Origin of the sequence: Lachnospira multipara LB2003, assembly GCF_000702205.1 — a bacterium.
Taxonomy (GTDB): Bacteria; Bacillota; Clostridia; order Lachnospirales; family Lachnospiraceae; genus Lachnospira; species Lachnospira multipara_A.
Map to the genome: position 1 here is coordinate 1 of NZ_JNKW01000019.1, position 2,423 is coordinate 2,423.

The 2,423-nt window shown below is 33.6% G+C and carries 3 protein-coding genes and 2 pseudogenes; all 5 read right to left on the reverse strand.

Features of this window, described 5'->3' with window-relative positions:
- Window positions 1–181: pseudogene (locus tag T537_RS0109440) on the reverse strand (GNAT family N-acetyltransferase); the annotation flags it as partial.
- A gap of 46 nt (window positions 182–227) precedes the next feature.
- Window positions 228–656: an ATPase gene (locus T537_RS0109445; RefSeq protein WP_242839182.1), complete on the reverse strand. Its 429-nt coding sequence runs from the start codon at window positions 654–656 to the stop codon at window positions 228–230.
- Window positions 628–1,080 (reverse strand): DUF4869 domain-containing protein, encoded by a 453-nt coding sequence (locus T537_RS0109450; protein ID WP_031557498.1) that lies wholly within the window; start codon window positions 1,078–1,080, stop codon window positions 628–630. The genes T537_RS0109445 and T537_RS0109450 overlap by 29 nt, the downstream gene beginning before the upstream one ends.
- Window positions 1,081–1,183: 103 nt before the next feature.
- Window positions 1,184–2,152 (reverse strand): RpnC/YadD family protein, encoded by a 969-nt coding sequence (locus T537_RS0109455; RefSeq protein ID WP_031557500.1) that lies wholly within the window; start codon window positions 2,150–2,152, stop codon window positions 1,184–1,186.
- A 175-nt stretch (window positions 2,153–2,327) separates the two neighbouring features.
- Window positions 2,328–2,423, reverse strand: a pseudogene (locus tag T537_RS13265) (GNAT family N-acetyltransferase); the annotation flags it as partial.

Sequence of the window (2,423 nt, forward strand, 5' to 3'; positions counted from 1 at the left end):
TAAAATTTTGTTCCTGCTCCAAAGATAATGTCACCTCGTCAGGTTCTCGTATCAAAAAAGGTGTTTCTCCTGTCGTAACTTTTAGGTACTCTATAAGAGCTTCAGCATCCTCAACTTCAGCATTTCTAAGAATTACCTTTCGACCATTTTTATCTATTATCTCCTTAGGCCCAAATCTCATTTTTAATTCTTCCCCTCCTGCTCAATAACAAATTCACAGATGTCCTCTATATTACAAACAACTCCTCTTCCAGTGTTATCCTATTATTTTCAAGTTTTAACACCTTAAAGCTCTTATCCGATACATTGAGCCCATCACAATTTCTTAAGAAAAGCATATACTGATTGGAAAACTCAAAATTGATGAATCTCCTGATATCATCATCAATCAAAATATCTGCATTATCAATCACAATAAAATTATCCCTACACTGTTTAACTGCCTCTAAAAGATTATCTGATTTGTAATTAAACAATTTAATTGCTTTATATTCATCGGTAAGTCTTAAGTCTTCTAAAATCTCATACAGAACTGTTTTACCTGTGCCACTATCTCCACCAACGAGAGTTATTCTATCATCAAACCTCAAATCGTATGAAAATGGATCTGCTTTAAATGTAATTTTTTTATAGATCATCTGCTTCTCTCCTTTCATACTCTTTACTCCACCAAGCATTATATCCTGAATTTCCGGTTACTACTTCTTTATCATTAAACCTAATTTCTACATCATCCGGAATCTCTGCAAGTGTAGGGCGTGACATATATATCTTTATATCATCCATCGTAAATATAAATTTTATTACATTTGGACCACATTCCTCCACGCACACCACCTTATCAGGATGCTTTACAATATTGAGTAATGTCTTACATCCAGATGATAAATTACGTATTGTACCCAATCCATACTTTGTTTCAATATGCTTATCTGGAGTCAATTTTGCCTCATCCACTTGCTGAATGAGCTTTATTTCATTTTCAGACATTTCTTCATTAGCTGTATTCAAATTAAAATACAAGTCATTTTGAAGAATCCAATCTTTAGACTCTTTTTTTTCTGTATATATATCAATCATTCGATGTCACTCCTTTAAACAGATTTCATTCTTGATTATTGATAATCCTTAAAAATAGAGCTAAGCACACGCTTAGCTCCACCCTGTTTCAGTATCAATTCTACTATTCACTTATATTTTTAGCTATTTTTTCATTAAGAATCTTTTCAAATTCTTCCTTTGAGATTGATAGATTATTAGCGGCCTGCTCATCTGTTATTATTCCAGTCTGAACAAGTTTTACTAATGTCATTAGCTGACCTTCTTCGATTCCTTCTTTTATTCCTTCTACCTTCCCAGCTTCATGGCCTAAATCATATTCACTCTCTTTTATTGCGTCGATTATTTCTTCATCGGTACACTCAAACATGCTCATTTCATATACCTCATTTCTATGCTTTAACAAATATTCCCGTAAAACATTTTCATCGATGCACTCATCAATCGCCTTGTTGATTGCATCTTCTAACTTTATATTCATTTTAACATATTTTCTAATCTTAGCAACATAGATAGTATAATCGTTTAGCTTCTTACACGCACTCATCAGGTTCATGTTATAACCCTGATTAATATTTAGAACCAGAACTTTTAATTCTAGTGCTGGTTCCTTTGTTTTTCGCTCAAATGCATCAGATAGGCATATTATCTGCCTTTCCTCCACTGTTCTTACTCCATTGTAAAATACAACGAATTGTGGTGTTGGAATCTTAACTAATTTTGAACCGTACAATTTGGGAAGTTCTATAAGACCACGCATCTGCGCTGAGAAATAAAACAAATCTCTTAAAGGCATGTTTGGATTTATTGTTGATTGGTGCTCATATATATTCAACCTAAAATCAACAATAAATGATAAGTCTCCCTTTAGACCTAAATAAATAGCATCTTCTAGCTCTGTAACAATTACATCATCCGGATTATCGTAACTGGTACCATTAATCGCATTATAAAGGCTTAACATATCTTCTTTTTCTCTAAAAATCGCTGTGAATAATCGGGATCGATTGTCCCTATAAATTGACTTCGGATTAAGCTTGATGTGCTCATCCACTGAAATTCTCTTTGGTACTTCTTTGCTGTCTTTCTTCATCGCCTACTCCTAATGAAAGTTTCGCATCGATGCTTTTGATATATATCTTTGATATGATAACAAATGCATCCATATAATGTCAATGTGATTTTTGCAAATGTAAATAGCAAGGCTACCAGTGCTTTGCAAATGCAGCCTTTGTATCCTGTACTCGTTCAACTGCAAATCGGTTTCATTATAATTTCTTCATCATCCAGTCCGCATCCGCATATTTCATGTTATTCGGGAAATGTCCACACTTCTCAAACCCCAGTTCTTTATAAAGAGAAAT

Bases quoted from the DNA above. Each gene is read 5' to 3' on its own strand.
- T537_RS0109450 (WP_031557498.1), bottom strand. From the start codon at position 1,080: ATGATTGATATATATACAGAAAAAAAAGAGTCTAAAGATTGGATTCTT.
- T537_RS0109445 (WP_242839182.1), bottom strand. From the start codon at position 656: ATGAAAGGAGAGAAGCAGATGATCTATAAAAAAATTACATTTAAAGCA.
- T537_RS0109455 (WP_031557500.1), bottom strand. From the start codon at position 2,152: ATGAAGAAAGACAGCAAAGAAGTACCAAAGAGAATTTCAGTGGATGAG.